This window comes from Stenotrophomonas sp. Nf1 (assembly GCF_003028475.1).
GTDB lineage: Bacteria > Pseudomonadota > Gammaproteobacteria > Xanthomonadales > Xanthomonadaceae > Stenotrophomonas.
Window position 1 is genome coordinate 41290 of sequence record NZ_PYTV01000005.1, and the last position, 26398, is coordinate 67687.

25 protein-coding genes are annotated in these 26398 nt (G+C 67.5%); 18 read left to right on the forward strand and 7 right to left on the reverse strand.

The annotated features are described in order from the left end of the window. Positions 1–33: 33 nt before the first annotated feature. Both C9412_RS10690 and C9412_RS10695 read left to right on the forward strand, forming a co-directional pair. Positions 34–933 (forward strand): helix-turn-helix transcriptional regulator, encoded by a 900-nt coding sequence (locus tag C9412_RS10690; RefSeq protein ID WP_107231603.1) that lies wholly within the window; start codon positions 34–36, stop codon positions 931–933. Positions 934–982: 49 nt separating this feature from the next. After that, positions 983–3829, forward strand: coding sequence for a TonB-dependent receptor (locus C9412_RS10695; RefSeq protein WP_107231604.1), 2847 nt, complete (start codon positions 983–985; stop codon positions 3827–3829). A 145-nt stretch (positions 3830–3974) separates the two neighbouring features. Here the strand turns inward: C9412_RS10695 and C9412_RS10700 are convergent, their stop codons facing one another. Together C9412_RS10700 and ppa are read right to left on the reverse strand one after the other, a co-directional pair. After that, a complete protein-coding gene (locus C9412_RS10700; protein ID WP_107231605.1) occupies positions 3975–5096 on the reverse strand; it encodes an HDOD domain-containing protein in 1122 nt (373 codons plus the stop codon). A 151-nt stretch (positions 5097–5247) separates the two neighbouring features. Continuing rightward, complete coding sequence (ppa, locus tag C9412_RS10705) at positions 5248–5784, reverse strand: inorganic diphosphatase (RefSeq protein ID WP_057497596.1); 537 nt, start codon at positions 5782–5784, stop codon at positions 5248–5250. A gap of 183 nt (positions 5785–5967) precedes the next feature. Between ppa and C9412_RS10710 the strand changes: the two genes are divergently transcribed. The 5 genes from C9412_RS10710 (at position 5968) to C9412_RS10730 (ending at position 11725) form a co-directional block, all read left to right on the forward strand. Continuing rightward, positions 5968–6459 carry a hypothetical protein gene (locus C9412_RS10710; RefSeq protein ID WP_107231606.1) on the forward strand — a complete coding sequence of 164 codons (492 nt, stop codon included), beginning with the start codon at positions 5968–5970 and terminating at the stop codon, positions 6457–6459. After that, entirely contained in the window at positions 6459–6941 is a 483-nt protein-coding gene (locus C9412_RS10715; protein WP_107231607.1) for a hypothetical protein, read from the forward strand. Before C9412_RS10710 ends, C9412_RS10715 begins: the two co-directional genes overlap by 1 nt. Before the next feature lie 85 nt (positions 6942–7026). Further along, positions 7027–7527, forward strand: coding sequence for an RNA polymerase sigma factor (locus C9412_RS10720; RefSeq protein ID WP_107231608.1), 501 nt, complete (start codon positions 7027–7029; stop codon positions 7525–7527). A gap of 104 nt (positions 7528–7631) precedes the next feature. Continuing rightward, complete coding sequence (locus tag C9412_RS10725) at positions 7632–8561, forward strand: FecR domain-containing protein (protein WP_107231609.1); 930 nt, start codon at positions 7632–7634, stop codon at positions 8559–8561. Positions 8562–8806: 245 nt separating this feature from the next. Next, on the forward strand, positions 8807–11725 hold the full coding sequence (locus C9412_RS10730; RefSeq protein ID WP_107231610.1) for a TonB-dependent receptor: 2919 nt from the start codon (positions 8807–8809) through the stop codon (positions 11723–11725). Positions 11726–11841: 116 nt separating this feature from the next. On the opposite strand, the gene C9412_RS10735 is transcribed toward C9412_RS10730, so the two are convergent. Further along, on the reverse strand, positions 11842–12099 hold the full coding sequence (locus C9412_RS10735; RefSeq protein ID WP_107231611.1) for a DUF2789 domain-containing protein: 258 nt from the start codon (positions 12097–12099) through the stop codon (positions 11842–11844). A gap of 108 nt (positions 12100–12207) precedes the next feature. Here C9412_RS10735 and C9412_RS10740 point away from each other — a divergent pair, with 108 nt between their 5' ends. From C9412_RS10740 to C9412_RS10760, 5 genes are read left to right on the forward strand one after another with little or no spacing between them, the layout of a single operon-like run. After that, positions 12208–12795, forward strand: a complete 588-nt coding sequence (locus C9412_RS10740; protein ID WP_107231612.1) for a biliverdin-producing heme oxygenase — start codon at positions 12208–12210, stop codon at positions 12793–12795. 31 nt (positions 12796–12826) lie between these two features. Further along, on the forward strand, positions 12827–13294 hold the full coding sequence (locus C9412_RS10745) for a YbaN family protein (protein WP_107231613.1): 468 nt from the start codon (positions 12827–12829) through the stop codon (positions 13292–13294). Continuing rightward, positions 13281–14009, forward strand: a complete 729-nt coding sequence (gene exbB / locus C9412_RS10750) for a tonB-system energizer ExbB (RefSeq protein WP_107231823.1) — start codon at positions 13281–13283, stop codon at positions 14007–14009. Before C9412_RS10745 ends, exbB begins: the two co-directional genes overlap by 14 nt. A 9-nt stretch (positions 14010–14018) precedes the next feature. Further along, a complete protein-coding gene (gene exbD / locus C9412_RS10755) occupies positions 14019–14444 on the forward strand; it encodes a TonB system transport protein ExbD (RefSeq protein WP_107231614.1) in 426 nt (141 codons plus the stop codon). Then, complete coding sequence (locus C9412_RS10760) at positions 14441–15160, forward strand: energy transducer TonB (protein ID WP_107231615.1); 720 nt, start codon at positions 14441–14443, stop codon at positions 15158–15160. The genes exbD and C9412_RS10760 overlap by 4 nt, the downstream gene beginning before the upstream one ends. 77 nt (positions 15161–15237) lie before the next feature. On the opposite strand, the gene C9412_RS10765 is transcribed toward C9412_RS10760, so the two are convergent. After that, on the reverse strand, positions 15238–17280 hold the full coding sequence (locus tag C9412_RS10765) for a sodium-translocating pyrophosphatase (protein ID WP_107231616.1): 2043 nt from the start codon (positions 17278–17280) through the stop codon (positions 15238–15240). Between the two features lie 275 nt (positions 17281–17555). Between C9412_RS10765 and C9412_RS10770 the strand changes: the two genes are divergently transcribed. After that, positions 17556–18059 carry a hypothetical protein gene (locus C9412_RS10770; RefSeq protein WP_107231617.1) on the forward strand — a complete coding sequence of 168 codons (504 nt, stop codon included), beginning with the start codon at positions 17556–17558 and terminating at the stop codon, positions 18057–18059. A gap of 141 nt (positions 18060–18200) precedes the next feature. On the opposite strand, the gene C9412_RS10775 is transcribed toward C9412_RS10770, so the two are convergent. Continuing rightward, positions 18201–18590, reverse strand: coding sequence for a DUF488 family protein (locus C9412_RS10775; protein WP_107231618.1), 390 nt, complete (start codon positions 18588–18590; stop codon positions 18201–18203). Between the two features lie 115 nt (positions 18591–18705). Beyond that, positions 18706–19962, reverse strand: a complete 1257-nt coding sequence (locus C9412_RS10780; protein ID WP_107231619.1) for a 6-phosphofructokinase — start codon at positions 19960–19962, stop codon at positions 18706–18708. 136 nt (positions 19963–20098) lie between these two features. On the opposite strand from C9412_RS10780, the gene C9412_RS10785 reads away from it, so the two are divergent. From C9412_RS10785 to C9412_RS10795, 3 genes are all read left to right on the forward strand, one after another. Continuing rightward, on the forward strand, positions 20099–20662 hold the full coding sequence (locus tag C9412_RS10785) for an adenylate kinase (protein WP_107231620.1): 564 nt from the start codon (positions 20099–20101) through the stop codon (positions 20660–20662). Positions 20663–20992: 330 nt separating this feature from the next. Then, on the forward strand, positions 20993–22357 hold the full coding sequence (mpl, locus tag C9412_RS10790; RefSeq protein ID WP_107231621.1) for a UDP-N-acetylmuramate:L-alanyl-gamma-D-glutamyl-meso-diaminopimelate ligase: 1365 nt from the start codon (positions 20993–20995) through the stop codon (positions 22355–22357). Continuing rightward, entirely contained in the window at positions 22354–22932 is a 579-nt protein-coding gene (locus C9412_RS10795) for an LON peptidase substrate-binding domain-containing protein (RefSeq protein ID WP_107231622.1), read from the forward strand. Before mpl ends, C9412_RS10795 begins: the two co-directional genes overlap by 4 nt. 176 nt (positions 22933–23108) lie before the next feature. Here C9412_RS10795 and C9412_RS10800 read toward each other — a convergent pair whose 3' ends face one another. Beyond that, positions 23109–25106: a bifunctional DedA family/phosphatase PAP2 family protein gene (locus C9412_RS10800; protein ID WP_107231623.1), complete on the reverse strand. Its 1998-nt coding sequence runs from the start codon at positions 25104–25106 to the stop codon at positions 23109–23111. Between the two features lie 85 nt (positions 25107–25191). Between C9412_RS10800 and C9412_RS10805 the strand changes: the two genes are divergently transcribed. Together C9412_RS10805 and C9412_RS10810 are read left to right on the forward strand one after the other, a co-directional pair. Then, positions 25192–25854 (forward strand): serine/threonine-protein kinase, encoded by a 663-nt coding sequence (locus C9412_RS10805; protein WP_107231624.1) that lies wholly within the window; start codon positions 25192–25194, stop codon positions 25852–25854. Further along, positions 25851–26357 carry a DUF2867 domain-containing protein gene (locus C9412_RS10810; protein ID WP_107231625.1) on the forward strand — a complete coding sequence of 169 codons (507 nt, stop codon included), beginning with the start codon at positions 25851–25853 and terminating at the stop codon, positions 26355–26357. Before C9412_RS10805 ends, C9412_RS10810 begins: the two co-directional genes overlap by 4 nt. Positions 26358–26398: the final 41 nt, after the last annotated feature.

Genomic DNA, 26398 nt, shown 5'->3' on the forward strand with positions numbered 1-26398 from the left:
GAGGCCTGTGCTAGGCAAATCCGTGGTGCCCCCATGCGTCAACTCTCGCTGGCCGATCGTGGCCAAACCGTCTCCCTGGACCGCGCGCTCGACGATGCTGCGCCGACCTGCCTGGGCGTGGCCCGGCTGGGCAGCCTGCAGACCGCCGGCACCAGCTTCACTGTCTGGATGCAGGTGCGGGGCAGTTCGTGGGTGGAGGCCAAGGAGGGACGCTTCCGCCTGCGCCAGGGCGAGTGGATCGCCTTCGAGAAGGAATCACGTCCGTTGGTGCAGGCTGGTCGCAATGGGCTGTGCATCGGCCTGAACCTGAACGTCGAGGCGCTTCGGGTGCTGGCCGAGATGGCCGACTGCGGCCTGTATGCCGGTCGCGGTCGCATGAACCGCAGTGATGCCCGCGTGGCGCTGCGGCTGTGGCGCGATGCGCTGGCCAGCGGCATGCCGGCACAGGCACTGCGCCCGTTGCTGCTGCATCTGGCTGGCCTGCAGCGTGGCCTGGCCGACAACGTGCAGCGTTGCCCGGGGCGCTCGCGCAGCCGCAAGCGGCAGGTGTTCGGCCGCATGCAGCGCGCCCGCCTGTACCTGGAGGGCAACAGCCACCGCGTGGTACGCATCGGCGAACTGGCCGAGCTGACCAACTTCTCCAGCTGGTATCTCTCCAAGACGTTCCAGAGCCTGTACGAGGAAAGCCCGCAGTCGCTTTCGGCACGGTTGCGCCTTGAGCGCGCCGCCGATCTGCTGCGTGACACCGACATGATGGTCGGCGAGGTCGCTGCCGCCAGCGGTTTCGACAACTGCTGCAGCTTCGCGCGTGCGTTCCGCGCCCGCTACGGCCAGTCTGCATCGCGCTTCAGGGAGAACGGCGGCTTGCTCCCGCCACAATCTGCAAAGTCTCTGGTTGGTTCGCGCAAATACAGCGCTGCAACGCAATCGTAACGTGCTGGGGTGTTTTAACACGCTGCTAACACGTACCTTGGAGAGATTGATGAACGTTCGTAATCCCGCAGTGCGGTTCGGCTTGCTGCCGGCCGGCATTGCGCTGGCGCTGGCGCCGGCCTTTGCTTCCGCCCAGGAAGCAAAGGGCACCACCGATCTGGACCGCATTTCGGTCACCGGCTCGCGCATCCGCGGCGCCTCGGTGGAAACCCAGCAGCCGATCCTGACGATGACCCGTGAATCCCTGGAAAAGCAGGGCTTCTCGAGCGTCGCCGACGTGCTGAACAACCTGACCTCGGCCGGCTCCCCGGCCATCTCGCGTTCGGAATCGCTGGCTTCGGGCGAGAACGTGGGCGGCTACTACGTCGACATCCGCAACCTGGGCGCCGAGCGCACCCTGGTGCTGATGAACGGCAAGCGCCTGGGCGCTTCGACCTCGGGCCTGCAGGACCTGAGCCAGATCCCGATGTCGGCCGTTGAGCGCATCGAGATCCTGAAGGACGGCGCTTCGTCGATCTACGGTTCCGACGCCATTGCCGGCGTGGTCAACGTGATCACCCGCAAGAACTTCGACGGCGGCGAAGCCAATGTCTACGTCGGCCAGTACGGCAAGGGCGACGGCGACACCGAAACCTACTCGATGACCCTCGGTGCCCGCGGCGAGCGCGGCAGCCTGACTCTGTCGGCCGAGTACTCCAAGCAGGACCCGGTGTGGGCCAAGGACCGCTGGTACAGCCGTGACGGCTCGCTGGGTCCGAACTCGACCTCGGCCACCTGGAGCCCGATCAGCCAGAACGGCAGCTGGTGCAACCCGACCCAGGTCGATTGCAGCGACTCCAAGAAGGCGGTCTGGAAGACCCTGAACGCCGGCGGCAACCCGAAGAACCCGAACGACTACCACACCATCACCTCGGACGAGTTCGCCAACTCGAACGAGCAGATGACCCTGCTGACCGGTGTGAAGCGCAAGTCGGTCTACATCAACGGTACCTACGACTTCACCGATTCGATCAGCCTGAACACCGACCTGCTCTACAACGAGCGTCAGACGTTCCAGCAGATCGCCGGCTATCCGTTCCAGTCCACCGCATGGGACGCGCCGCTCTCGGCTGACAGCGCCTTCAACCCGGTCGGCCAGGACGTCAACGTCCGTCGCCGCCTGTGGGAAGTGCCGCGCACCACCGACAGCCAGCTGAAGACCCTGCGCTTCGCTCCGACCATCACCGGCTTCTTCGAGCTGGGCGGCAAGACCTTTGATTGGGATGTCGGCGCGCTGTGGAACCGCAACGAGTCGATCAAGACCAACCGCGGTGACATGAGCCTGATCAGCGCCAACCAGGCGATGGGTCCGTCGTTCATCGATGCCAGCGGCGTTGCCCGTTGCGGCACCGCCGCCAAGCCGATCCTGGGCGATTGCCGTCCGTGGAACCCGCTGCTGCCGTACGGCGTGGATGGCGCCGGTTCGCTGGCGAACAAGGAACTGCAGGACTTCCTGTTCCCGACCTTCACCACCCGTGGCCTGACCAAGACCACCAGCTTCACCGCCAACCTGTCGGGCGCCATCGTCACCCTGCCGGCCGGCGACCTGGGCTTCGCCCTGGGTGTCGAGCACCGCAAGGAAGAAGGCAGCTACGTGCCGGACGCCTTCGCGCAGTCGGGTCAGTCCACCGGCCTGGGCCAGAAGCCGACCCGTGGTGAGTACGATCTGAACGAGGTCTACCTCGAACTGAACGTGCCGCTGCTGGCCGACATGGCCTTCGCCAAGGAACTGACCCTGAACGTTGCCAGCCGTTATTCGGACTACAGCAACTTCGGTGGCACCACCAACAGCAAGTTCGGCCTGACCTGGCGTCCGCTGGATGAACTGCTGGTCCGCGGTACCTACGCCGAGGGCTTCCGTGCTCCGACCATCAGCGACCTGTACGGTGGCCTGAGCTCGAGCTTCGAGTCGTACATCGATCCGTGCGGCGTGAAGGCTCCGGGCAGCGTTGCCGGCAATGCCGCGTGCACCGCCGCTGGCGCTCCGGCCAACTACGTGCAGCTGGGCCAGGGCAACCTGCCGTGCTCGACCCTGCCGTGCCAGTCCGGTGACCAGTTCGTCTCCGGTGCCAACCCGAACCTGAAGCCGGAAACCTCCAAGAGCACCACCTTCGGTCTGGTGTGGAGCCCGCGTTGGGTGCAGGGCCTGGACCTGTCGCTGGATTGGTACAAGTACGAAATCAGCGACATGATCATCGCTGACAGCGTCGACCGCATCCTGCGTGACTGCTACGTGCTGGGCAACTCCGAGCGCTGCTCGAGCGTGACCCGTGCGGCTGACGGCCACGTCAGTGCGATCACCTACGGTACCGCCAACCTCGGCAAGATGAAGACCGAAGGTTACGACCTGGGCGTCAAGTACCGTCTGCCGGAACTGGCCATCGGTCAGTTCAGCATCGACTGGACCACCAGCTACACCTCCAAGTACGACGAAGCAGGCCAGAACAGCGCCGGCCAGAACATCATGATCGGCCGCGTTGGCGAGCCGGGCCTGTTCCGCGTCCGTTCGAACCTGGGTGTCAACTGGCAGTACGGCGACTTCGGTGTGAACTACACCGCGCGCTACTACTCCGGCATGAAGGAAAGCTGCATCTCGCTGGCTGATGGCTGGTGCGATGCGCCGAACCACATGGCCAACGGCGAAAGCGATCCGCTGCGTCACACCGGCTCCAACACCTTCCACGACCTGCAGGTCAGCTGGAAGGCGCCGTGGGATGCGACCATCGCAGTCGGTGCGAACAACCTGTTCGACCACAAGGGTCCGCTGCAGTACTCGGCCCCGAACTCGAGCTTCGCCTACTACGGCGGCTTCGATGTGGGTCGCTTCCTGTACATGAAGTACACCCAGCGCTTCTGATCCATCGAAGTGCGGTAGCAACACGAGGAGGGCGGGCCGCAAGGTCCGCCCTCTTTCTTTTGCAGGAATGCGCGTGCTCGGGCCACAAAAAAGGGCGCACCCGATGGATGCGCCCTGCGATTGTCCGTGCCGGTTGGGCCGCCGCTCAGGCGTCGCTGGGCACCAGGCCCATCAGCGCGTTGGCATGCTCGCGCCACTGTGGCAGCCGGTTCAGTACACCTGCGCGCTGCAGGTAGTCCTCATCCACCGGATCGCCGTTGACCAGCGCCAGCGCCACGTGCACCGCGCCGGTCACCCAGAAGCTGCGCGTGTTGGCGCGCTGCGGCTGCAGATGGAATGCCACCGCTTCGATGATCGGCATCGGCAGGCCCCACAGGCCCAGCAGGTAGGCGCCAGCCTCGGCGTGTCCGGGGCGGGTATCGCCGGCCAGCGAGGGTTCGCTGCGCTCGTTGCGCACGCCCGGCAGCAGCAGGCCGATGTCGGCCAGCAGCGCGGCGGTCGCGCCCAGCTCGGCGCTGGATTCGGGCAGCAACCGTGCCGCCAGCCGCGAGGCGAGCAGGGCACGCTGCTGCAGCGAGTTGCGCTCGGCCGCCGACAGCGTCGGTGCCGAGAATACTTCGCTGGCCAGGACCAGGTCGCGCAGGGTGGACAGGCCCAGGCGGGTCACTGCGGTACGCAGGTCGGCGATGGTGCGGCCCTGGCTGAAGAACGCCGAATTGGACAGCTGCAGCACCTTGGCCGCGATCGCCGGATCGGCAGCGACCAGCTTGGCCACGTCAGCGCTGTCGGCATCGTCGTCATGTTCCAGCGCCTGGGTCAGGCTCAGGTACAGGTGCGGCGGCGAGGGCAGCTTCTCGATGCGGCCGATGGCATCGCGCAGGCGCGGGCTGTCCAGCACTTCGCGCAGCTCTTCCAGGCTGGTCAGTGCTTCCAGCAGTACTTCCGGCGCCAGTGGCAGCGGCAGGAAGCGGTGGGCGACGCCGATCAGGCGTGCCGGCGGTGGCCGGTTGCCGTGCTGGGCATCGATCAGCGCGATGCGGATGGTTTCCGGGCGCAAGGTCCGGATCTGGCCCAGCAGCGTGGTGGCATTGAGATCGGGCAGCTGCGGACAGACGATCACCGCGTCCACGCCCTGCGCAGCCACCACGCTCATCGCGCTGTGGCCATCGGTGGCGGTCAGCGGTTGCCAGTCTTCCCCAAGATCGGCAATGAATTCGGTCAGCTCAGCCGGCAGGCTGGCTGCATCCCCTACAAGCAGAATACGCACGACACATTCCCCTGGCTGTCTCGACGATGGATGTCGACGACGTGTGAAGTGACGCAATTTACCTAATACGGCGGCAAGAGTGATGTGCCGTCGTCATGAAACGTGACCCGCATCGCTCCGGCAGGGCCTGCCGGAGCGATCCGGTTCAGGCTCAGGCCTTGCTGTCCAGATGGCGCTGGTGCGCCTCGACCAGGATCTGCTTGGCCTCGGCGGCGCCGCCCCAACCATCGAGCTTCACCCACTTGCCCTTTTCCAGGTCCTTGTAGTGCTCGAAGAAGTGGCCGATGCGCTCCAGCCAGTGGCTCGAGACCTGGGCGATGTCTTCGACGTGGGCGTAGCCACTGAAGATCTTCGACACCGGCACCGCCAGGATCTTCTCGTCGCTGCCGGCCTCGTCGCTCATCTTCAGCACGCCGACCGGACGGCAGCGCACCACCGAACCCGGCACCAGCGGCAGCGGCAGCACCACCAGCACGTCGGCCGGATCACCGTCGCCGCACAGGGTGCTCGGCACATAGCCGTAGTTGCACGGGTAGCGCATCGGGGTGGACAGGATGCGGTCGACGAAGATCGCGCCGGTTTCCTTGTCCACTTCGTACTTCACCGGCTCCGAGTCCTTCGGGATCTCGATGATGACGTTGATTTCTTCCGGCGGGTTCTTGCCGGGCGAGACGAGTTCCAGACCCATGGTGTGCTCCAGGTGGGGATATAGACGGATAGCCCCCCATTTTATGCCTTTGCCGGGCGCCGTGCAGGGGCAGTGTACCCACCGCCCGTCGCGGTGCTGGACCACCGGTCGGCAGGGGCTTTCCCGATGGGGATGCCGGGTAGCGCGGCGCAGGCTGATGACTCATCCCCAAGGAGTCCTGTCATGCGCTGGAAGACCTTGTGCTGTGCCGCCATCGCACTGCTTGTCCCGTTGCCCGGCCTGGCACGCGGGCCACATGTGGACCTGATCGACTACCCGCAGCCGGAGGCCAACTGGGACCGGGCCTACGGTCTGGAAGCGGCCCTGACACGCGAGTTCAACGCGATCTGCGCCGATACCTGGTGCGAAGGCGACTACAGCAACTACCGGGTAATGGAATTCCGCTGCGCCGTGCTGGCCCACCGGGGCACCGTGCAGCGCTGCGTCTGGGTGATCGCCGCCAGCGAGCTTTCGGTGAACGCCGACAGCGGGCAGGTGCAGGTCGACAACGGGCGCTGGACCTGCCAGTTGGCATTGCAGCCCGGCGTGCCCGTCGAGGCGTTCCATGCCGCGCTGGAGGCCCCTGGCGGCCTGACCGAACCGCTGCCCGGCCTCGACCTCGGGCTGTTCGAGGTACTGCCCGGCTGCCTGCGTTCGCAGGGGAGGGCAGGCTGATGCGGATCATCCTCGAATCAATCCTGCGGGTCGCGATGCTGCTTCTGATCGCCGGTGCCGCGCAGGCGGGTCCTGCGTTCGTGGACGCGCGTGATTACCCCACCTCCGCCATGGGCCATGAGCGCTTCCTGGCCGCCGAGCGGCGCCTGGTGCGCGGCTTCGACAATGTGTGCGGCGACACCTTCTGCGAAGGGCAGTACTACAACCTGTGGGCGATGCGCCTGCGCTGCTCGGTGCAGCGCGATACCGGCGTGGTCGGGAGCTGCGTCTGGACCTTCGCCGGCAGCGATACCTGGGTGCGCAACATCGGCCGGATCGACGTCGATCTGGGCAGCTATGCCTGCGTGCTGCCGGTGGCGCCCGGAACCGCGCTGAGCCAGCTGCTGGAGGTGTGGGAAGCGGGTTCGGCGGACGACGCCCTGCATGCGCCGTTGCCGGGCACCGGGCAGAACACATACGACGCGCTGGTCGATTGCCTGTAGTGCCCGTGGCGTCAATGCAAACGTGACTGATTCGCATTAACGGAGTAGCATGCGCGGCGCCTCCCGTCCGTCCCCGGCTCCGCGCATGTCCTCCAATGCCGTCACCCTCACCGAACTGCTGATCCGCGAGCGGCCGGCGCTGCTGCGCCGCGTGCAGCGTATCCTCGGTGGCGACAACGGCGCCGAAGACGTGATCCAGGCGGTCTGGTTCAAGGCCCGCGGGGTCGACGACAGCCAGGCCATCGACAACCCCCGCGCCTATCTGTACCGGCTGGCCGCCAACCTGGCCACCGACCACGGCCGCGAATCGACCCGGCGCAATCGCCTGCTGGCCGACCACTACCTGTGGGGGCCGGACGAGGTGATCTCGACCGAGGAGCAGGCCATGGCCCAGGACGAGCTGCAGCGTGTGCTGGATGCCGCCAGCCATCTGCCCGAACCCACCCGCACGATCTTCCGGCTCAACCGCCTGCAGGGCCTGACCCAGGCCGAGATCGCACGCCGCCTGGGTGTGTCGGTGACCACGATCGAAAACCATGTACGCACCGCGCTGCAACGACTGGCGTGGGCACGCAGCGGTCGATGATCGCCCCGGCTTGGGGCTGGGCCTCGCTGAAACGTCTTGATCACTGGACCGTGGATGCGGTCTAGTTCTCCCGCCCGCGCTTGAATGCGCCTGTCCGCCAGCCGATGAGCCCGCCGAACACGCTGCCCGCCGCCAATGATGATGTCCTGGCCGAACAGGCCCGGGAGTGGATTGCGTGGCTGGCCTCGGGTGACCTGTCCGATGCGCGCATGCAGGCGTTCGAGCTGTGGCTGGCGCAGCCGGGCCATCGCCATGCGTTCGAGCACGAACGCGCGCTGTGGCGCAGTGTCGGCCCGCGCCCGCGGGCGGCCCCCGTGCGGCGTCGGCCGCAACGCCTGCGCTGGGCGATGGCGGCGGCGGCCGCGCTGGCGATGCTGGTGGCCTGGCCGGAAGCCTGGTTGCGCCTGCAGGCCGACCATCGCAGCACGCACGTCGTACAGAGCGTGCAGCTGCCCGACGGCAGCCGCGCGGTACTCGATGCCGACAGCGCGATCGCCGTGCGCTTCGATGCAGGTGCGCGGCAGGTGGAGCTGCTGCGCGGTCGTGTCTGGTTCGAGGTCAGTCCGGATGCGCAGCGGCGATTCAGCGTGCAGGCCGGCAACGGCGTGGTTGAAGACATTTCCACCGCCTTCAGCGTGGCCCGTGGCGATGATCGGGTGGAAACCCAGGTCGGGCAGGGCAGGGTGCGCGTGGCCAGCCCGGCCGATGGCGGCTGGACCTATCTGAAGGCGGGCCAGCGTGCGGCCTATGGCGAGCACAGCGCAGTGACGCGCCTGGCCGACGTGGCGGCTGACAGCGTGGGTGCGTGGCGGCAGGGCGAGCTGCTGCTGGAGCAGGCCAGTGTCGCCGACGCTGTGCAACAGGTCGGCCGCTACCGTGCCGGCCCGACCTTCGTGCGCGGCGATCTGTCGCGGCTGCCGGCGGTGAGTGCCGCGCTGCGCATCGATCGGCCGGAGCAGGCGCTGGATGCGCTGGCGGCAACCGCAGGGTTGCAGGTCACCCGCTTGCCGTTCGGTGTCGCCATCGTCCGCTAGATCCACGCCATGCGTGGATGATCATCGCGGTGATCCCATTGTGCCGACCAACGGTCGGCACCCACCGCTACATGCGGCCGACCAACGGTCGGCACCCACCGCGATCGGAAATTCCTCTTGGGGTTCTGGCCGGTCCACCCGTCTTACCCCGCGAACGTACCCGCCGCCGCCACGTACGTCGCCGTGTCCGCCTGTGTTGCGGATGACGCCGCGCCCGCGGCACCGATTACCTGACAGGTTCCCCCATGTTCGATTCTTCCCGTCCGGGCCGCGCGCTGCGCCCGTCCCGCCTGTGCATTGCCCTGCTGGCCGCCGGCCTCGCCAGCGCCGCGCCGTTGGTGTGGGCGCAGAGCGCTACCGGCGAGCACGCTGCCGTGCAGCGTTTCGAGATTCCGGCGCAGCCGCTGGATGAGGCGCTGCGCAGCTACATGCGCCAGTCCGGCGTGCAGGTCGTATATCCGGCCACCCTGGCCGCAGGCGTGACCTCGCGGGCAGTCAGTGGCAGCCTGTCGGCCAGCGCGGCGCTGCAGCAGCTGCTGCAGGGGAGTGGCCTGGCGGTGCGCCGGGTCAGCGCAGACGCGGTCACCCTGGAAGCGGCCGCCCCGGCGCAGGCCGACAGTGGCGTGATCGTCACCGACACGCTGAGCGTGGCCGGCGACCGCGTCGACAGCGAGGGTGGCAGCGACGAGGCACGCCTGCTCGACAGCTACCGCAGCGTCGGTTCCACCACCACGCTCAACCGCACGCAGCTGGAGCGTTTCCGCGGCACCTCCAACGGCGACATCATCAAGGGCGTGGCCGGTGTCACCGCCGGCGATCCGCGCGTGGGCAACGGCTTCGACGTCAACATCCGTGGCATCCAGGGCCAAAGCCGCGTACCGGTGATCATCGACGGCGGCCAGTCCAGCATGGATACCTATCGCGGCTATGCCGGCCAATCCCAGCGCAGCTACCTCGATCCGGACCTGATCTCCAGCCTGACCATCACCAAGGGCCCGAGCCTGCAGGCCAACGCCTCCGGCGGCATCGGGGGTGTCGTGGAGATGGAAACGCTCAAGGTGGGTGACGTGCTGCGCGAAGGCCGCGATTTCGGCGTGCGCGTGCGCGGTGGCCTGGCCAACGCCAGTGCCAACAACCTGCCGGCCTACAGTGCCGCGCCGCGCAGCGATCGCAGCGCCACCGGCAGCCAGTTCTTCAACGTGGCCGGCGCCGGGCATTGGGACCGTTTCGATCTGGTGGCTGCCTACGCCTACCGCGATAACGGCAACTATTTCTCGGGCAAGCACGGCTACGACGACTTCCCGCAGACGCGGCGCACGCTGGCGCCACTGAATCCGCCGCGCACCGAAGTGTTCAACACCTCCTCGCGCTCGAAGTCGACGCTGCTCAAGGGCACCTGGCGCATCGATGACGCGCAGACCCTGGAAGCGGGCTATCGCCGCTATGAAGGCACGGCCGGCGAGATCATGGCCTCGCAGATCATCCGCGTCGACCGCGACCGCATCCCGCAGTGGGATCCCGGCCATGTCGACATGGACAGCTACAGCCTGCGCTACCGCTTCAATCCGGACAGTGAGTGGGTCGATCTGCGCGTCAATGCCTGGTACACCGATGCCGACAGCGTGATGTACAACAGCCTCACCGGCATCACCCCGTGGTACTTCGACCGCCGCACCGAGTGGTACGACGCCCCCGCCTTCAGTGGCGACCCCGGCTACAAGGACGCCTACCGCAACCCGCTGCGGCAGAAGCGCTTCGGCGTGGATGCCAGCAACACCTCGCGGTTCGATACCCGTGCCGGTGCGTTCACGCTGGACTACGGCCTGTCCTACAGCGACGAGGACATCGCACCCGGCAGTTCCGGCCCGATCATGCACGATGATCTGGTCAACAACCGTTTCCTGCGCAACGCCGAGCGCAAGGAATACAGCGCGGTGGCGTCGTTGAAGTGGCAGCCCGACGAGCACTGGGAGCTGCTGGCCGGTGGCCGCTGGAACCGGGTGGATGTGCATGACCGCAACCGCCTGGCGACGCCGGATGCCTACGAGGTGCAGGGCCAGTACCGCTACACCGAACTGCTCAACGGCAACCCGGCGCTGCCGTCGTGGCGTGCCAAGCGCATCGCGCTGCTGAACTGGTACCCGGACGCCAACGGCAACTTCACCCAGGAATCGCTGCTGGCGTCGCCGTACAAGAAGGGCACGGTCGGTGACATCACCGGTTGGAACTTCTACGACGCCGGCAAACCGCAGGACCTGGAAGTGCCGGTCAGCTGGACCTGGTCGCAGCCGATCCGGCGCCGCGACAACGCCTTCTCGCCGACCGCGAGCGTCGCCTACCGCTTCAGCGAAGACACCATGGTCTACGTGAAGTACGCCGAAGGCACCAAGCTGCCGAGCCTGTTCGAGACCACGCTGGGCCTGTTCACCGCCGCCAAGCCGGTCGGCGAGCTGAAGCCGGAGCGTGCGCGCAGCTGGGAAATCGGTGCCAGCACCATCCGTTATGACCTGTTCACTGCCGGCGATCGCCTGGCGTTGAAGCTGGCGTATTTCGATACCCGCATCGACGACCTGATCACCCGCGACTACCGCACGCTGTCGGCCGGCCTGATCCGCAACGTCGACCAGTTCAAGGTCTCGGGCATGGAGTTCCAGTCCAGCTATGACAGCGGCAAGGTGTTCGCCGATCTGTCCGCGCACTACTACTTCAAGGCCAAGACCTGCGCGCCGGACATCGCCGCCGAGCGTCGCGCCTATGGCGTGCAGCGCAAGAACGCGGAGCTGGCCGGCACGCCGGACTGCGTGGATGGTGGCTTCGAGGGCTCGTACACCAACACGCAGAACCCGCCGCGTTACATGGTCAACCTGACCCTGGGCTCGCGTCTGTTCGACGAGCGCCTGACCTTCGGGACCCGGGTGATCCACAACGCCGGCCCGATCAGCAAGCTGGACAAGGAGTGGAACGTCGGCCTGTCGGCGATCCAGCAGCTGTACCGTCCGAACACGCTGGTTGACCTGTTCGCCAGCTGGAACTTCAACGACCAGTGGTCGGTGGAAGCGGGCGTGGACAACCTGACCGACCGCTACTACCTGGACCCGCTCGCCCTGGGCGTGATGCCGGCACCGGGCCGCACCGCGCGCCTGGCGTTGACCTGGAAGTACTGACCAACGGGGTCGGATCCCTTTCCTCAGGAAAGGGCTCTGACCCCATCGGGTCTGACGGGCGATATGCCTGCGGGGTCGGATCCCTTTCCACCGGAAAGGGCTCTGACCCCATCAGGTCACAACCCGGTCGCGGCCTTCACCGCAGCCTCGTGCAGCGCCTCGTTCAGTTCATCGACCACGGTGCTCCACGCCGCATCGGCCTGCAGCGATTCAGACAGGAACTGGCGCTGGGCATCGTTCCAGTAGGGGGCCTCGACCACCTCCACATCGGTGGCCAGCTGGTGTTCGCCGATGAAACGGGCGATGCCCTCGGCACTGGCATCCAGGCCCAGCTGCAGGAACAGGTTGGTCATGCGCGGTTCGGTGGTGATCATCATCGGTTCCTGGCGGAAGAAGGGGTGTGCCCATTATCGGCGCACACGGCCTTGGGGAAAGCCCCACGCGGAACGTCTACAGCAGGACGACCCTCCTGGCATTCCCCCATGAACGCACATATCGCTCCCGAAGACAGCCGCAGCCTGCGGCTCAAGGCCGCCACCCGCGACAGCCACGGTGCGCTGGACAAGCGCATCATGGCCGGCGATATCTTCGCCGACCGCAGCAACTTCGCCCGTTTCCTGCGCGTGCAGTACCGCTTCCACCGCAGCATCGACGCGCTGTATGCCAACCCGGCACTGGATGCCCTGCTGCCGGACCTGGCCGAGCGCCGTCGCCTGACCCAGGTCGCGCGCGACCTGCAGGACCTGGAGCAGACCGTGCCGGGCGCGGATATCACCGCCCTGCCCACCGACCTGCCGTTGCCGGCCGCCCTGGGTTGGTTGTACGTGGCCGAAGGCTCCAATCTTGGCGGCACCGTGCTGTACAAGATGGCCAACAAGCTCGGCCTGGATCGCGATTTCGGTGCCCGCCACCTGGCTGCCCATCCGGATGGGGCCGCACGCCACTGGCGTGAGTTCACCGCCGCGCTGGATGCCGTGCCGCTGGACGCCGGGCAGGAGCAGCAGGTGATCGAGGCCGCCGATGCCGCCTTCCGCAGTGTGCACGGTCACGTTGAAGTCGAGTTCGACTGATGCACGCCCGTCGCGTGCAGGCGTGCCGCTGATGCGCTGGCTCTGGTTCGCACTGGGCTGGGTGATGGTCGGCCTCGGCGTGATCGGCGCACTGCTGCCGGTGATGCCCACCACGATCTTCCTGATCCTGGCCGTGGGCTGCTTCGCGCGCAGTTCGCCGAAGTTCGAGCAGCGCCTGCTCGCGCATCCGCGCTACGGCCCGTCGCTGCGGCTGTGGCGCGAACAGGGCGCGGTGTCGCGCAAGGGCAAGGCGTTCGCCAGCGCCGGCATGGCGGTGGGCTTCGCTTTGTTCTGCTGGGGCGCGCATCCGTCGTGGCGCCTGCTGCTGGGCGTGGGCCTGTTCTTCGCGGTCAGCGCCGGCTATGTGCTCAGTCGCCCTGCACCGCGCGTTGAAGCCACGCCGCTGGTGGAAGTGGACGATCTCAACGATGCGCGCGCGGCCCGTCGCCGTGGCGCATCCCCTGATGCTGATGGAACCCGAGATGATGCTGCCTGCTGACCTGGCCCCCGTGGCCGCCCCCGCACTGACCCCGTGGGGCATGTACCTGGCCGCCGACGTGGTGGTGAAGGCGGTGATGATCGCCCTCGCGCTGGCATCGCTGGCCACCTGGACCGTGCTGCTGGCCAAGGGCTGGGAACTGGCCCGGCAGGCGCGGCAGTTGCGTGCGGCGCGCGCGCTGTTGCTGCAGTCCGCACAGTTGCCGGTACAGAGCGAAGCGGAAAGCCTGCAGCAGGGCAGCGCGCTGGCGATGCTGGAGGCTGCGCGTAGCGAACTGCGACTGTCGCAGGGGCTGGACAGTTGCGAGGGCATCAAGGAACGCGTGGCGTCGCGGCTGGATCGCATCGAACTGGAAACCGCACGCATACAGCGGCGCGGCATCGGCGTGCTCGCCAGCATCGGTGCGGTGGCCCCGTTCGTCGGCCTGTTCGGCACGGTGTGGGGCATCATGAACAGCTTCATCGGCATTGCCCACAGCAACACCACCAACCTTGCGGTGGTCGCGCCGGGCATTGCCGAAGCCCTGCTGGCGACCGCGCTGGGCCTGGTCGCAGCGATTCCGGCGGTGCTGGTCTACAACCACTTCAGCCGCGTGCTGGCCGGTCTGCGTGGCCTGCTCGGCGACCTGTCGGCCGCGGTACAGCAGCTGGTCTCGCGCGATCTTGATCGTGCCGTTCCGCGTAACGCAGCGGCACCGCTGCGCGCGGTGCACTGAGGCGCGACGATGGCGATCAGGACCGCCTCCGACCGCGACGATGCTCCCGAAGAAGCGCACGAGATCAATGTCACGCCCTTCATCGACGTGATGCTGGTGCTGTTGATCATCTTCATGGTGGCCGCGCCGCTGGCCACCGTGTCGGTGCCGGTGCAGCTGCCGGCCAGCAGTGCCAGCGCCTCGCCGCCGGAGCAGGCGCCGGTGTATGTGACCGTGCAGGCCGATCTGTCGCTGCGCGTGGGCGAGCAGGCGGTAGCGGGCGACGGGCTGGCGGCGGCGTTGCAGGCCGCTACCCATGGCGACACCGCACAGCGCCTGTTCCTGCGCGCCGATACCCGCGTGCCTTACGGTGAGCTGATGGCCACGTTGGATGCGCTGCGCGCTGCCGGCTACCTGAAGGTGGCGCTGGTCGGCCTGGAGCAGGGCACACGATGAGCGGACTGCGGCGCTGGGCGACCAGCCTGGCGATCGTGCTGCTGGTGCATGCGCTGTTGATTGGTGCGGCATGCTGGTGGGCGGCACGCGCGCCTGCGCCGGCTGCGGCCGCGCCGCCCGCTGCATTGATGCTGGAGTTGGCACCGATGGCACAGGCGCCGCCGGTACCGCCGCGCGAGGTGGCGACCGGGCCGCTGCAGCAGCAACAGCAGCGGCAGGCACCCACGCCGGCACCACGCGAACAACCCAGGGTGCCGGTGCAGCCACAGGGTGAGCTGGCGCCGCCGCGTACGCCTGAGCCGGCGCCTTCGCCGGACACCGCCGAGGCCAATGTCGCGCAGACCAGCGCACCGCCGCAGGTCGCCGCCGATGCGGCTACGCGCTATACCGCGCCGCAGACCACCGCCGGCGAGCGCAGCCGCGCCGAGGCGACCTGGGAAGGCCGCCTGCTGGGGCATCTGCAGAAGCACCGGCGCTATCCGCGCCAGGCCGAGCGACTGCGCCAGCAGGGTGTGGTCTACGTGCGCTTCGCGGTGGCGCGGGATGGCGCGGTCTCCGCTTTGACGCTGGGCCGCAGCAGCGGCTTCGCGCTGCTTGACCAGGAGACGCTGGACACCGTGCAGCGCGCCAACCCGGTGCCGGCGCCGCCGGCCGAAGTGGCCGGCGACCCGGTGGAAGTGATGGTGCCGGTGTCGTTTTTCCTGCGCGGCCGGTGATTGACGGAGGGGTCTGATCCCTTTCCGCAGGAAAGGGATCAGACCCCATCGGAGCCGCCATCCACGCGTGGCGTGGATTACAGCAGCGGCACCAGCAGCAGCGCCACGATGTTGATGATCTTGATCAGCGGGTTGATCGCCGGGCCGGCGGTGTCCTTGTACGGATCACCCACGGTATCGCCGGTCACCGCGGCCTTGTGCGCCTCGCTGCCCTTGCCGCCGAAGTGGCCATCTTCGATGTACTTCTTGGCGTTGTCCCAGGCACCGCCGCCGGTGGTCATCGAAATGGCCACGAACAAGCCGGTGACGATGGTGCCGATCAGCAGGCCGCCGAGTGCGCGTGGCCCCAGCAGCAGGCCGACCACCACCGGCACCGCCACCGGCAGCAGCGAGGGCACGATCATTTCGCGGATCGCCGAGCGCGTCAGCATGTCCACCGCCTTGTCGTACTGCGGCTTGCCTGTGCCCTGCATGATGCCGGGGATCTCGCGGAACTGGCGGCGCACTTCCTCCACCACCGCACCGGCGGCGCGGCCGACCGCTTCCATCGCCATCGCACCGAACAGGTAGGGAATCAGGCCGCCGATCAGCAGGCCGATGATCACCGTATGGTCGCTGAGGTCGAAGCGGAACTCCTGGCCCGGGTGCGCGGCCTGCAGGTTGTGGGTGTAGTCGGCGAACAGCACCAGCGCGGCCAGCGCCGCCGAGCCGATGGCATAGCCCTTGGTGACCGCCTTGGTGGTGTTGCCCACCGCATCGAGCGGGTCGGTGATATCGCGGATCTCCGAGGGCAGCTCGGCCATCTCGGCGATGCCACCGGCGTTGTCGGTGATCGGCCCATACGCATCCAGGGCGACGATCATGCCGGCCATCGACAGCATCGCGGTGGCGGCGATGGCGATGCCGTACAGGCCACCCAGCGCGAATGCACCCCAGATCGCCGCGCACACCGCCACCACCGGCAGCGCGGTGGACTTCATCGAGATGCCGAGGCCGGCGATGATGTTGGTGCCGTGGCCGGTGGTCGAGGCCTGCGCCACGTGCTGCACCGGCTTGTACTGGGTGCCGGTGTAGTACTCGGTGATCCACACGATCAGGCCGGTCAGCACCAGGCCGATCAGCGCGCAGCCGTACAGCGCCATCGGCCCGTGCACGTTGTCGCTCATCAGTCCGGTGGTGATCGGGTAGAACGCGATCGCGGCCAGCACGCCGGAGACGATCACGCCCTTGTACAGCGCGCCCATGATCGAGCTGCCCCGGCCACTACCCGGTTCGCCCACCTTGACGAACAGCGCGCCGATGATCGAGGCGATGATCGACACCCCGCCCAGCACCAGCGGATACAGCACCGCATTGGCGCCGGCTTCGGCCAGCATCAGGCTGCCCAGCAGCATCGTTGCGATGACGGTGACCGCATAGGTCTCGAACAGATCGGCGGCCATGCCGGCGCAGTCGCCGACGTTGTCACCGACGTTGTCGGCGATCACCGCAGGATTGCGTGGATCATCCTCGGGAATGCCGGCTTCGACCTTGCCGACCAGGTCGGCGCCCACATCGGCGCCCTTGGTGAAGATGCCACCGCCCAGACGCGCGAAGATCGAGATCAACGATGAACCGAAGGCCAGCCCGACCAGCGCATGCAGTGCCTGTTCCATCGGCAGGCCCATGCGCAGCAGCAGCGCGTAGTAACCGGCCACGCCCAGCAGGCCCAGCCCGACCACCAGCATGCCGGTGATCGCGCCGCCGCGGAACGCCACGTCCATTGCCGCGCTGATGCCGTTGCGCGCGGCCTCGGCGGTGCGCACGTTGGCGCGTACCGAGACATTCATGCCGATGTAGCCGGCCGCACCGGACAGCACCGCGCCGACCGCAAAACCAATCGCGGTGTACCAGCTCAGGAAGATGCCGACCAGCACGAACAGCACCACGCCGGCCACGCCGATGGTCAGGTACTGGCGGTTGAGGTAGGCACGCGCACCTTCCTGGATCGCGGTGGCGATGGCGACCATGCGTTCATTGCCGGTGGGTTGGCGCAGGATCCAGCGCGCCGAGACGATTCCGAACAGGATTGCGAGGATGGCGCAGCCCAGCGCCAGTGACAGCCCGTGACGTTCCAGCATTAGACCCCTCCGCAGAATGGATGTAGGCATCCAGTGGCGATGAACGGCACCACGAGGGGGACGACGGGCTGCAGCCTGGAACCAACCCGTACCGACCTTGGCGGTCGTCCGACGTATGGCGGTGTTCAGCATTCCCTGGTGGCTGCAGTATGCGTTCACCGCCCCGTAGAGTCGAGCTTGCTCGACTGCTCATTCCTGCCAATCGTGACGACGCCCTTTGCACCCCGTTAAGCCAATCTCTGCAAGCCTGCGCACAGTCCTGTAGGAGAATCTCCATGCGCCTGTCCCTGTTGATGCTTGCCGCCCTGGTCCCGGCCGTACCGGCACTGGCTGCGGAGACCCCGGAACTGCAACGTGCCGTCGGTGCACCGCAGGCGGTGGGCGCGGTGCACACCCTGCGGCAGATTCCCGAGGCCTGCGCACGCCTGGAAGGGGCATTCACCGGCCAGGCCGCCGAGCCGTACCGCTTCTCTGCCGTGCGCACCAGTGAACAGTGCCAGCCGCGCGCACGCTTCGTTGACTACGCCAAGGCGCAGCCGAGCGCCGACAAGGGCTGGAAACTCAATGACGTGATCCGTGTGCCCAACGCCGCGTGCCCGGCACAGCAGGCCGTGGTGCGCGTCTGGCGCCTGCCGGTGAACAACAGCCAGGCCCTGGACGGCCAGGGCCAGTCGCGGATCTACCTGGAAGAAGCAAAGAAGCAGGCCGCGTCCGGCCAGATCCCGAAGGTGACAATGTTCGCCGCGCAGTTGCAGATGGAAGGCAAGGCCTGCAATTAAGGCCGTCCGGCAGCGCGCATCCACGCATGGCGTGGATCTACTGACGTGACGCAGTGCCGCGCATCCACGCATGGCGTGGATCTACTGTGACCATCGGTCACGGCGCCGGGGAGTGCCGGCCGCTGGCCGGCGGCCCTGCCATCATTCGACCAGCGTCGCCCCACGTGCGACCAGCAGCTCGCGCAGCGCCTTGCGGTGGCAGTGCGCCTCATCCTCACAGTAGCACCCCACACTGATGTCGCTGTGCTGCGACAGTGCGGCCAACAGGTCCAGCGCGTGGGCCGCAGCCGGCATCTTCATTTCCGCCTTGTAGTGGCGGAAGAAGGCGTTCCACTGGGCCGCGCTCTGCGCCGCCTGCGCCTGCTTCACCAGTTCCGCGCTGGGTGACAGGGTCGGGAACCAGACGTCGTACCAGTCCTGCCGGGCGAACTCGCTGCGCGGCACGCCACGCGGCGGCCGCCGCACCGTGCCGATGCGCAGGCCCTCGCCAGCGGCGCGCGGCGTACCGAGTCGAACAACACGCAGTGCCATGATGCTCCTCGATGAAAAGGGGACGGAGGGGATTAAGTCGTATTCGACGCTTTGCTGACGCAGAAGAGGGACAGAGGGCAGATACGACTTAATCCCCTCCGTCCCCTTTTTCGGGTCAGCCCTCGAACGGTGGCAGCTTCTGCTTCACTGCCACGTTCTTCAGCGTGACGTACTTGGGCAGGCCGTCGGCGCCATAGGGCAGCGGGGCTTCGCCCTTGATCAGCGGTGAGAGGTAGGCGCGGGCCTTGGCGGTGATGCCAAAGCCATCGCGGCGGATGAAGCCGGCCGGCATCTTCTTCTCGTGGTTGGCGATCTTCGACAGCGGCGCCGCTTCGATCTTCCAGCGGTACGGTGCATCACTGCTGCGCACGATCACCGGCATCACCCCGTTTTGGCCCTTCAGCGCCAGCTGCACGGCGGCCTTGCCCACCGCCTGCGCCTGCTCCCAGTCGGTCTTGCTGGCCAGGTGGCGGGCCGAGCGTTGCAGGTAATCGGGCAGGGCCCAATGCACCTTCAGGCCCAGCTGATCCTTGACCCGGCCGGCCAGGTGCGCGGCTACGCCACCCAGCTGCGAGTGGCCGAACGAGTCCTTGCCGCCGCCGGCGTCGGCGACGAAACGGCCATCGGCAGTAGCAATGCCTTCCGAGGCCACCACCACGCAGTAGCCGACGCGCTCGACCACCGCCTTCACCTTGGCCAGGAATACCGCCTCGTCGTAGGCGCGCTCGGGCAGCAGGATGATGTGCGGGGCTTCGTCGTCGCCATTGCCGGCCAGGCCGGCGGCCGCGGCCAGCCAGCCGGCGTGGCGGCCCATCGCCTCGTAGATGAAGACGCGGGTGGAGGTTTCGGCCATCGCCGCCACATCCAGCGCCGCCTCACGCACCGACACGGCCGTGTACTTGGCCGCCGAGCCGAAGCCGGGGCAGGTATCGGTCACCGCCAGGTCGTTGTCGATGGTCTTGGGCACGCCGATGCAGGTCAGGTCGTAGCCGGAGGCCTTGGCCAGCTGCGAGACCTTCAGCGCGGTGTCGGCCGAGTCGTTGCCGCCGTTGTAGAGGAACCAGCGCACGTCATGCGCGCGCAGCACCTCCAGCAGGCGGTCGTAGCGGGCGCGGTCGGCGTCCAGCGATTTCAGCTTGACCCGGCACGAGCCGAACGCACCGCCGGGGGTATGGGCGAGGGCGCGGATCGCCGCAGCGCTCTCCCTGCTGGTGTCGATCAGCTCCTCGCGCAGGGCGCCGAGGATGCCGTTGCGGGCGGCCAGCACCTTGATGCCCTTGGCCCGGGCCTGCTCGATCACTGCCGCCGCGGTGGCGTTGATGACCGCGGTGACACCGCCAGACTGGGCGTAGAGGAGAGTACCGTTGCGCATGCTTCTACCTGCTCGGGGGAGGGGACATTGCAGGGACATTACCCGGATGCGGTAAAGTGGCGCTATTGCGGTGCAGCGATACCGGTCCGTCCGGGGCGCGAACCTTCTTTGTTTTCAACACGTTGGAGTCAGGTCAATGCGATTGGTTCTGTTGGGACCGCCCGGTTCGGGCAAGGGGACACAGGCGACGCGCCTGAAGGAAAAGCTGGGGATCGCCCACATTTCGACCGGTGACATGCTGCGCGCGGAAATCGCCGCGGGCACGGAGCTGGGCAAGCAGGCCAAGACGGTGATGGATGCCGGCAACCTGGTGTCGGATGACATCCTGCTGGGCATGCTGGAGTCGCGCCTGACCCAGGCCGATGTCGCCAAGGGCTTCATCCTCGATGGCTACCCGCGCAATGTGGCCCAGGCCAATGCGATGGACGGCCTGCTGGCCAAGATCGGCCAGCCGCTGGACGCGGTGGTGCAGCTGGACGTGGCCACCGAGCTGCTGGTTGACCGCATCGCCGGTCGCGCCAAGGAGCAGGGCCGCGCGGACGACAATCCGGAATCGGTGCGCCAGCGCCTGCAGGTCTACAACGACCAGACCGCCCCGGTGGTCGATTTCTACGCCGGCCGTGGCACCCTGGCCCGCGTCGATGGCGTGGGCGAACTGGACGAGATCGAAGCCCGCATCCTGGCGGCGATCAAGGCCTGATCCGGTCGGGTCGGCACACGCTGCCGGCCCCTCGGGCGCAAAAAACACAGGCCTGGTCCGCGAGGATCAGGCCTGTGTCGTTTCATAGGCGCCAGCGAAGGGCTTGCTCAGGGCCCCGCAGCATGAGCTCCCTTGGGGATGGCCTCTTGGGGAGTAGGACCGGTTCGGGTACTGCGGCTGGCAGTTCGAATTGTGTCCGGGTTCACAGAACATCGCTATCGGGAATTCCCTGACAGAAGATTGGAGTTTTCTCACATCCGTTGTAGGGGTTGTCTTACCCCTGAGCAGACATTGGCCCTATACAGCCGTCATCGGTCACAATCCTCGGTCATGAGCAGCGTACATATCCTTGCAATCGCCGGCACCTTCATGGGTGGCGTGGCCGCCCTGGCGCGGGAACTGGGCCATCCGGTCAGTGGCAGCGACCAGGCCATCTATCCGCCGATGTCGACCCAGCTGGAGCAGCTGGGCATTACCCTGGACCAGGGCTACCGCGCCGACAGCGTGCCGGCCGGTACCGACGAGGTGGTGATCGGCAACGCACTGTCGCGCGGCAATCCGGCCGTGGAAGCGGTGCTCGACGCCGGCCAGCGCTATATTTCCGGTGCGCAGTGGCTGTCCGAACAGGTGCTGCCGGGCCGCGACACCTTGGCCGTGGCCGGCACCCACGGCAAGACCACCACCACCACCATCCTCACCTGGCTGCTGGAAAGCGCCGGGCGTTCGCCGGGCTTCCTGATCGGCGGCGTGGCCGAGGACTTCGGCGTTTCCGCACGCCTGGGCCAGGGGCGCGAGTTCGTGGTCGAGGCCGATGAATACGACACCGCCTTCTTCGACAAGCGCAGCAAGTTCGTGCACTACCGGCCGCTGGTGGCCATCCTCAACAACCTTGAGTACGACCACGCCGACATCTTCCCGGATGTGGCCGCGATCCAGCGCCAGTTCCATCACCTGGTGCGCACGGTGCCGGCGCGCGGCCGCCTGATCGTCAACGGTGAGGACCCGCACCTGGCCGAGGTGCTGGCGATGGGCTGCTGGACTCCGGTCGAGCGCTTCGGCTTCGACCCGTCGCTGGAATGGCATGCCGAACTGCTGGCCGCCGATGGCAGCGCGTTCCGCGTGCACCATCGTGGGCAGGCATTGGGTGACGTGCAGTGGTCGCTGCTGGGCCGCCACAACGTGCTCAATGGTCTGGCCGCGCTGGCCGCCGCACATGCCGTGGGCGTGGCGCCGGCCGAGGTGATTCCGGCGCTGGCACGCTTCCGCAGCGTCAAGCGGCGCATGGAAGTGATCGGCAGCCATGACGGCATCACCGTCTACGACGATTTCGCCCATCACCCGACCGCGATCGCCACCACGCTGGAAGGCCTGCGTGCCAAGGTCGGCGATGCACGCATCGTGGTCGCGATGGAGCCGCGCAGCAATTCGATGCGGTTGGGCGCGCATGCGCAGGCACTGGCGCCTTCGCTGGCGCTGGCCGACGAGGTGGTGTTCCTGCACCGCCCGGAACTGGCCTGGGATGCGGCCGCGGTGATCGCCGCGGTACGCGGCCAAGCCCATGCGGTACCGGATACCGACGCGTTGCTGGCGCAGCTGCAATCGAGCGCACGCCGCGGCGACCATGTGGTGTTCATGTCCAACGGCGGCTTCGACGGCGCACCGCGCCGCTTCCTGGCAGCGCTGCAGGCCCGATGAGCACCGACGGATCGCTGCCGCTGTTTCCGCTGCACACCACGCTGGTACCGGGGGCGGCGGTGGGCCTGCGCGTGTTCGAGCGGCGTTATCTGGATCTGGTCCGCGACTGCGGCCGCAGCGGCGAAGGCTTTGGCGTCTGCCTGATCCTCGACGGCCAGGAAGTGGGGGCTCCGGCAACGCCGGCGGCCTACGGCGTGCAGGTGCGCATCGAAGATTTCGATGTCGGCGCCGATGGCGTGCTGCAGCTGCGCCTGCGTGGTACGCGGCGCTTCCACGTCGAACGTACCCGCGTGCGCGACAACGGGCTGGTGGTGGCCGACGTGCGCTGGTGCGAGCAGGACCCTGACGACGAACTGCGGCCGCAGCATGCGCTGCTGGCCACGGTGCTGGGGCACATCATCGAACAGGCAGGCGAGGCCTATGCGCCGGCCACCCCGGCGCTGCTGGACCAGGCCAGCTGGGTCGGCTGGCGGTTGGCCGAACTGCTGCCGCTGAGCGAGCAGCAGCGGTTGCAGCTGCTGCAGCTGGATGACCCGCACCAGCGTCTGCAGCAGTTGCTGGGCTGGATGCCGTAGAAGCCATCCTCGGGTGGGTGTGCACCTTGGGGCATACGCTGGGTATCGGTGGAACCCGCATCCACGCATGGCGTGGATCTACTGTAGAGCCGAGCCTATGCTCGGCTTGATGGATTGCGCGAAGAGCAGCCGAGCATGGGCTCGGCTCTACAGTGGGTGATCGCGACCGGTACCGGTCAGGGCGTGGTGGTTTTCAGCCGCAGCACCGGCAACCCGGTCTCGCTGTGCACGTCCTCGCGCTGCGGCAGGCCCTGCACGGCCTCCTTCACCGCGTTCATCGCCGGATCCACGCCGCGCACCGGATGCCACATGCCGATCCACTGGAAGTGACGCTCGTAGCGCAGCGTCTGCGCGCTGCCCAGCCACAACGGTGTGGCGCCCGGCTGCAGCTGCACCGGGGCCGGCCACAGGCGCAGCACGTAGCGTTCGTCCGGCCTGGCGCCCTGGCGCACCATCAGCAGTGCTTCCACACGGGTGTCCAGCGTGGCCGGCAGGACCGGCAGTTCGTCGGCGCCTGTGTTCTTGTCCAGCATCAGCAGCGCTTCCTGCCAGCCGGCCTGTTCCTGCCGCTTCCAGCCGCGCGCTTCCAGCTGCGCCTGCAGCGGGGCCAGTGGGCCGGCCACCTGCACGTCCAGCGGCCAGCGCTGGTCATCGTCGAATTCGTTGCGGCGCGCCGGCAGCTGCGCCCAGTCGCGTTGCCACCATGCCTGCAGGTCAACCGCCTGCGGGGCCGGCAGGGTCGGTTCGAAGCGTTCCAGCTTCACCGGAATGTTGCGCGGTGCGTACCACATCGCCGCCACGGCAAACACGCCGTAGAACAACCACGCGACCGGCTTCACCCAGAACGAGCGGTTGAAGCGGCGGCGGTAGGCGATGCCCAGCACCAGCAGCCAGAACGTGCCGAACAGCATGCCGCCGATCACATCGCTCAGCCAGTGCGCGCCCAGGTACAGGCGGGCGAAGCCGATCAGGCTGACCACGATGCCCGACACCAGGTACGGCCAGACGCGGGTACGGCCGGGCATCTCGCGCGCGATCAGCACCGCGAAGAAGCCGAAGGTGATGGTGGCCATGGTCACCGACACTGACGGGAAGCCGAAGCCGCTGCTGGCATCGAGCGGGCGCACCACGTCCACGGTGGCACCCAGCAGCATGGTCAGCGCCAGGCCGAAGGCCAGGGCCGCCAGCCAATGCGCGGCGGCCATCCAGCGCCGGCGCCAGATCAGGTAGCCCATCGCTGCCGCCGTGGCCGGCAGCAGCACCTGCCAGGCGCCCAGTGAAGCCAGCGCGGCCATCGGATAGTCGGCCAGCGGGTTGCGCAGCGCCAGCATGGCCTGGTGCACCAGCAGATCGACCGCCAGCGGCTCACCGTGCGCGACCACCACGGTCAGCAGTGCGAACCAGCCCCAGCCCAGCAACAGCAGCATCAGCGCCAGCATCGCCAGCGGCACCGACTCGCGGCGTTTCGGGTCCAGCACACCCACCGTGTAGCGGCCCAGCGTCGGGTGGCGGTTGGACCAGTCCAGCAGGCGCGCCAGCCAGTTGTCCATGCGCGCGGCCGACCAGCGGTAGCCGTACAGCACGATGGCCCAGACCAGGCCCAGGATCACCACCAGCAGACCGACCACCACCACCAGCCGCCCGGCGACGGCGGCGACCGCGTCATACGCCTCGCCAAGGATCCAGCCCGGCGCCAGGAACAGCACCGCCCAGGAAATGCTGGCAATGCCGCTGGCCTGTACGTAGCGGCTGGCCGGCATCTTCATCATGCCGGCGATGGCCGGTACGAACGGCCGGATCGCGCCCACATAGCGCGCCACCAGGATGCTCTTGAAGGCATTGCGGCGGAACAGGTTCTCGCCGCGGTCGAGCAGCTGCGGGTAGCGGCTGAACGGCCACACACCACGCAGGCGGTCGCCCCAGCGGCGACCGATCCAGTAACTGATGCCGTCGCCGGCAAAGGCGCCCAGCGCTGCGGCGGCCACCGCATACGGCCCGGAGATCTGGCCCAGGCCGATGAACACGCCCACCGCGAACAGCAACGGCAGCGCCGGCACGATGGCGCCGAGAATGATGACCGCATCGCAGAAGGCGATGAGGAAGATGACAGCACCCGCCAATACGGGGTGAGCGGCAATCCACGCGAGCGTGGCGTCGATCCATGAAGAGTCCATTGCCCGATTATAGGGGCGCAAAGGTGACTGGTTCCCAGCCCCTTCGTGACCGTTTGCAACCAGCGCCATCGCCTAGAATGGGCGCATGCCGCATTCGCCAGACACGCCACCGCACGCCCTGAAGGCCGACAGCTTCGGTCGCATCCTGCTCGTGAACGGGCCTGAAGGTCCGTTCGTACGTCGTGATCTGGGCGCCACCCCGCTGTGGCTGCGGCTGCCGGCCTGGTGGCTGGCGCGCCGTGAGGCCCGCGCGCTGCGCCATATCCACGGCATGGCCGACGTGCCACAGCTGCTGGACTGGGATGGTCGCCACCTGGATCGCAGCTTCATGGCCGGCGATGCCATGTACCAGCGCCCGCCGCGCGGCGACCTGGCCTGGTTCCGTTCGGCACGGCGGCTGTTGCAGCAACTGCATCGGCGCGGTGTGGCGCACAACGACCTGGCCAAGGAAGCCAACTGGCTGGTCACCGAAGACGGTCGTCCGGCGTTGATCGACTTCCAGCTGGCGGTGATCGGCCATCCGCGTTCGCGCTGGATGCGCCTGCTGGCCCGCGAGGACCTGCGCCACCTGCTCAAGCACAAGCGCATGTACTGCCGCCAATCACTCACGCCGGTGGAAAAGCGCGTGCTCAAGCGCACCTCGTGGGTGCGCGAGCTGTGGTTCGCCACGGGCAAGCCGGTCTACCGCTTTGTGACCCGGCGCATCCTGCATTGGGAAGACAACGAGGGGCAGGGGCCGAAACCGTGAGCCACGCGCAGGTGGTGACTGGCCCGCCGAGTGCGGGCAGCATTCTGCGCCCACAGCTGGCCGGCGCCGACTTCGTGCACGCCTGCCAGGCGCCGACGCGGCGCGATGGACGCACGGCATTGCAGGCCTATCGCGATATGGCGGCGACCATTCCCGGCTGGTTCGATGGATTGATGGCACTGCGCAACCACGGCATGCGGCTGCTGGGCATGAAGCATCTGGGTTCGTTGCGTGCGGTGCAGGCCGCTGACGATCCTCAACCCGGCCAGCGGCTGGGCATCTTCACCCTGCAATCGCTGGACGACGATGCCATCGTGCTGGAAGACGATGATCGCCATCTGCGCGTGCGGCTCGCACTGCAATGGCAGGGCGATGTGCTGGAAGTGGCGACGGTGGTGCATACCCACAATGCGTTCGGGCGTGTGTACATGTTGCCGGTTGCCCCGGTGCACCGGTTGATCGTGCCGCATCTGCTGCACAAGCAGGTGCGCAGCTATCGGTAGATCCACGCGATGGGGGATGCGCGTGGCAGAACCGTGTTGTA

Bases quoted from the DNA above. Each gene is read 5' to 3' on its own strand.
- C9412_RS10690 (WP_107231603.1), top strand. From the start codon at position 34: ATGCGTCAACTCTCGCTGGCCGATCGTGGCCAAACCGTCTCCCTGGAC.
- C9412_RS10695 (WP_107231604.1), top strand. From the start codon at position 983: ATGAACGTTCGTAATCCCGCAGTGCGGTTCGGCTTGCTGCCGGCCGGC.
- ppa (WP_057497596.1), bottom strand. From the start codon at position 5,784: ATGGGTCTGGAACTCGTCTCGCCCGGCAAGAACCCGCCGGAAGAAATC.
- C9412_RS10710 (WP_107231606.1), top strand. From the start codon at position 5,968: ATGCGCTGGAAGACCTTGTGCTGTGCCGCCATCGCACTGCTTGTCCCG.
- C9412_RS10715 (WP_107231607.1), top strand. From the start codon at position 6,459: ATGCGGATCATCCTCGAATCAATCCTGCGGGTCGCGATGCTGCTTCTG.
- C9412_RS10720 (WP_107231608.1), top strand. From the start codon at position 7,027: ATGTCCTCCAATGCCGTCACCCTCACCGAACTGCTGATCCGCGAGCGG.
- C9412_RS10725 (WP_107231609.1), top strand. From the start codon at position 7,632: ATGAGCCCGCCGAACACGCTGCCCGCCGCCAATGATGATGTCCTGGCC.
- C9412_RS10730 (WP_107231610.1), top strand. From the start codon at position 8,807: ATGTTCGATTCTTCCCGTCCGGGCCGCGCGCTGCGCCCGTCCCGCCTG.
- C9412_RS10735 (WP_107231611.1), bottom strand. From the start codon at position 12,099: ATGATCACCACCGAACCGCGCATGACCAACCTGTTCCTGCAGCTGGGC.
- C9412_RS10740 (WP_107231612.1), top strand. From the start codon at position 12,208: ATGAACGCACATATCGCTCCCGAAGACAGCCGCAGCCTGCGGCTCAAG.
- C9412_RS10745 (WP_107231613.1), top strand. From the start codon at position 12,827: ATGCGCTGGCTCTGGTTCGCACTGGGCTGGGTGATGGTCGGCCTCGGC.
- exbB (WP_107231823.1), top strand. From the start codon at position 13,281: ATGCTGCCTGCTGACCTGGCCCCCGTGGCCGCCCCCGCACTGACCCCG.
- exbD (WP_107231614.1), top strand. From the start codon at position 14,019: ATGGCGATCAGGACCGCCTCCGACCGCGACGATGCTCCCGAAGAAGCG.
- C9412_RS10760 (WP_107231615.1), top strand. From the start codon at position 14,441: ATGAGCGGACTGCGGCGCTGGGCGACCAGCCTGGCGATCGTGCTGCTG.
- C9412_RS10765 (WP_107231616.1), bottom strand. From the start codon at position 17,280: ATGCTGGAACGTCACGGGCTGTCACTGGCGCTGGGCTGCGCCATCCTC.
- C9412_RS10770 (WP_107231617.1), top strand. From the start codon at position 17,556: ATGCGCCTGTCCCTGTTGATGCTTGCCGCCCTGGTCCCGGCCGTACCG.
- C9412_RS10775 (WP_107231618.1), bottom strand. From the start codon at position 18,590: ATGGCACTGCGTGTTGTTCGACTCGGTACGCCGCGCGCCGCTGGCGAG.
- C9412_RS10780 (WP_107231619.1), bottom strand. From the start codon at position 19,962: ATGCGCAACGGTACTCTCCTCTACGCCCAGTCTGGCGGTGTCACCGCG.
- C9412_RS10785 (WP_107231620.1), top strand. From the start codon at position 20,099: ATGCGATTGGTTCTGTTGGGACCGCCCGGTTCGGGCAAGGGGACACAG.
- mpl (WP_107231621.1), top strand. From the start codon at position 20,993: ATGAGCAGCGTACATATCCTTGCAATCGCCGGCACCTTCATGGGTGGC.
- C9412_RS10795 (WP_107231622.1), top strand. From the start codon at position 22,354: ATGAGCACCGACGGATCGCTGCCGCTGTTTCCGCTGCACACCACGCTG.
- C9412_RS10800 (WP_107231623.1), bottom strand. From the start codon at position 25,106: ATGGACTCTTCATGGATCGACGCCACGCTCGCGTGGATTGCCGCTCAC.
- C9412_RS10805 (WP_107231624.1), top strand. From the start codon at position 25,192: ATGCCGCATTCGCCAGACACGCCACCGCACGCCCTGAAGGCCGACAGC.